The 3,344-nt window shown below is 52.9% G+C and carries 3 protein-coding genes and 1 pseudogene; all 4 read right to left on the minus strand.

Annotated elements, in window-relative coordinates; translation table 11 throughout:
* Positions 1–546: hypothetical protein (locus ABYT07_RS19940; RefSeq protein ID WP_372993755.1), on the minus strand; the 546-nt coding region annotated here is incomplete at its 3' end.
* Positions 543–1,700 carry a glycosyltransferase gene (locus tag ABYT07_RS19945; protein ID WP_372993756.1) on the minus strand — a complete coding sequence of 386 codons (1,158 nt, stop codon included), beginning with the start codon at positions 1,698–1,700 and terminating at the stop codon, positions 543–545. The genes ABYT07_RS19940 and ABYT07_RS19945, both read right to left, overlap by 4 nt.
* Positions 1,697–2,806, minus strand: a complete 1,110-nt coding sequence (locus ABYT07_RS19950) for a hypothetical protein (protein ID WP_372993757.1) — start codon at positions 2,804–2,806, stop codon at positions 1,697–1,699. The genes ABYT07_RS19945 and ABYT07_RS19950 overlap by 4 nt, the downstream gene beginning before the upstream one ends.
* Before the next feature lie 338 nt (positions 2,807–3,144).
* Positions 3,145–3,344, minus strand: a pseudogene (locus ABYT07_RS19955) (MurR/RpiR family transcriptional regulator); the annotation flags it as partial.

The following is a 3,344-nucleotide window of genomic DNA, read 5'->3' on the forward strand; positions in this document are numbered from 1 at the left end:
AATCGCAACCGCAAGCACGGGCGACAGATACACAAGGATCGTGCCGTAGCAGACCAGCAAGGTCACATCGACCAGCGCCACGCCCATCAAGGTGACAGCAGACTTAACTCTGACGATTTCGGATATCAGCATGTTTTCGACATACGCCTGCTTCAGGCCAGCCATGAATGACCAGCGCACCTGCGCAAGATTGCCCAGCAAATCGACCCGTAACTGGTCCGAAAAATAGGTCGACAGCTTAAAAGCTTCCTCATCCCGATGCTTCGATAAAATCGCCCGCAAGATGATCGTGACAACAAAGATCACACAAAATAGAACAAGGATCCATTGGGATGTTTGCCCCACCCCCAGCCAGTGGTCCAGCACACTGGGCGGACGGCTTGCAGCAGTTTGCCCGCCGATCATCACCGCGAAAAAGGGAATGAACAGTGCGATGCCTGCCCCTTCTAACGCCGCGGCAAGCAGATAAAGACCAAACAACGAAATGGATTTGCGCGGAGAATAGACAACGACCGCTTTGACAAGATCAGCAAACCTGCCGTTCATCGACAAAGCCCCATCGCAGAAGGTTGGACCTGTGCGGTGCACCCGCTGATGTCGTTATAAAAGTTGACCACTTCCGATGCGATATCGTTCCATCGAAAACTTCTAAGCATCCAGTCCTGCCCGCGCTGACCCATCGCTTCCAGCGTTGCATCCGGCAGGCTTGTCGCATGAAGCAATGCGTGCGCAATGGTCTCTGGGCGATTGTCTGTCCACCAGCCGGCACCCTGATCGACCAGCCCCGACCACGGTGTCCCAGTCGCAGCAATCACGGGGGTTCCAACGCTCAACGCCTCGGCCACCGTTAGGCCGAAATTCTCATTCTCTGAGGGCAGCATGAAAAGCTTGCTATCGGCCATCACCGCATCGCGTTCCGCATCAAAAACTGACCCGCTAAAGGTTATCTGGCCGTCCACACACGTGGCTGCAAGCGCTTTGAGGTGGTTCAAATAGCCGTTGCGGTCAGGCCCGCGCACCTCAAGGACCCAATCGGGCCGATGCCGCGCCATCTGCTTCCAAGCTGCAATCAGGTTCTCAAGACCCTTTTTCGGTTCCAACCGGCACAACGCCAATACCCTTTTCTTGCGCGCCTCCATGGGTCTGATCCGAGCGGCACCAACATCGACCCCATTACGGATGACCTGCACATATGCGTTTGGCGCAATACCCAACACTTCTTGTGCTTCTGCGTCAGAGGTGACGTGAAAACCATCTGCGGCCAACAGAGATTTGCGCTGATAAAACGCCATGGCGAGGCGCTTTTTCTGCGGTGATTGTTTGAACGACGCGCCAGCAAGCGCCCCATGGGGCGAGATGATCAGCGGCGCACCCGTGGCGCGTTTCAACCGCAGGCCAGCGATGCTGGCAAACGTCCAGATGCCGTGGACGTGAATGATATCGGGTTTGAACCGGGCCACTTGCGCACAGATTTGGGTGGAAAACCCAAAGCTTTTGATAAGTTGCGCTGAGAACGCTTGGGTTTTCGCGCCGCGCCACCACTCTGGCACCTCGTCTGGCGATCCATCCGATGTCACCCCGAAAACGCAGGTTTCATGGTCAAGTGCAGCAAGCTCTCTGGACAGGCTTTCGACAACCACACGGACGCCGGATGCTTGGGTGAACAGTTCCGCAGTCACAAACGCGATCCGAAGCGTCATATGGCGGGCTCGTGATTGGCGGTTTTACCCTGAGGCAGCAGAACGCCGGGCGGCACATAGCCTGTCGCGCTTTCGCGTTGCTCACGGATCACATCTGCACAGAACTGTCGGTTCTTCGCATTCAATTCTTCGTTGCGATAAATGCCGTCGGGCAGTTGATAGGGCTTATACGGAAAATAGGTATCCAAAATACGCTCGATAAAGAAACGGATACTGATCCAGTACCCTATCTTTCTCCTAAGCTTGCGTGCAAATGCTTTTCGCTTGTTCTGGCAGGAAAGGCTCGAAAACTTCAACCGGTCAAATCTTTGCGTTTCGGCAAGAATTTTCGATTTTTCCGGATCAAGGTCATCTAAAATTTGATCCAAGGGCATTACGTTGAAACCGGTAAGCCCAAATATCCGGACGATCTTTTCTTTCAGCAAAACCAACTGCACCCCACGGGCAGAATACGCTACATTCTCGCGTTTGGCCGCCTTCATTTGTGCCCGCAACGTGGTTGTCTGATCTGCGTTCAGCGCGAAAACATCTTGCAATACCTTACCCTCGGACAGCGTTTCCAAGGGAAGTAGATAGACCTTTTCAAACCGCGTGGCATACAGCGCATAAAGTCTGCGCATGTCAAAATCATCGACGGAAAAATGTGTAGGAAGCCCTGACGCGCGAAAGGCTTTGAACCGAACGAACACGTCCTTTTTTAGAAAGAAGTGTACCGGAGAACTCTGCACGCCTTGTTTGAACATTTCAAGAAACCAGCTTTTCATGAGAGCCTCGCCGTCGCGAATTGACAGAATGATGGTCGCATCCTTGCCGAATATTTCCAGATTACGATCCGCAAACGCCTCCCATCCATCCGGATGAAAGCCTACTAGGGCTTCATTGCTGATCAAAAGTGAACCCTTCGCCAATTCGGCTTTGACCTGTGCCAATTGCGCGCCGGTTTCGTCTGGCAACAGATGTATTTTCCCCAGCAATTTCTGCAAAGACTCGGGATTAAAGGTGATATTCTTTATCGTTGCGATGGCGGGAAAGACGTGCCGTTGTAACGTCGTGCTCCCGGTTTTGGGAAGTCCCACATGGACGATAAGACTGTCGTTTTGTATCATGGTCATTACGTTCAACTGCCAAAAACTGACGGAGAGGGTATTCAAAAGTACATCGTATTTTTATGGATTTGTATGTGCGACGCGTCCCAAGAATACAACGGTGCGTGTGCGTCGTTTAACCATTTACACCCCAGTCGCCCCCGTCTCTACTTTGCCGCCAAGGGCTTCGCACTTCAGACAGTTTTTCAATGGGCACGGAATTTGAGCTTTTTGATCATTCACCCGCGGACTACTCACCGATCCAACATCATCGAAATCTGCCCAGCTTTCGATATAATGAGGCAGACCAAACCCGCCCGCAACGACTTGTCGCTACCTCCGAGAATTTGGGGGGCGATCTAGTCTCCCAAGGGCTGCGGGCCGGTTCTGCCGTGATAGGCCGTCAGAGAAGCCCAGATGCGGCGTAAGTTTTTAGTTGTTTCGTGCGCTGGATCCTGAGCGACAGACATGGCCAACGCGTCGACAATGATCATGTGAATATAGCGCGAGGCTGTCGGCTTATGGATATCCTTGTCTTCTGGAAGGTCCACAAGAATGG

Source organism: Sulfitobacter sp., assembly GCF_041552635.1.
In the GTDB taxonomy this organism is placed as follows: Bacteria; Pseudomonadota; Alphaproteobacteria; order Rhodobacterales; family Rhodobacteraceae; genus Sulfitobacter.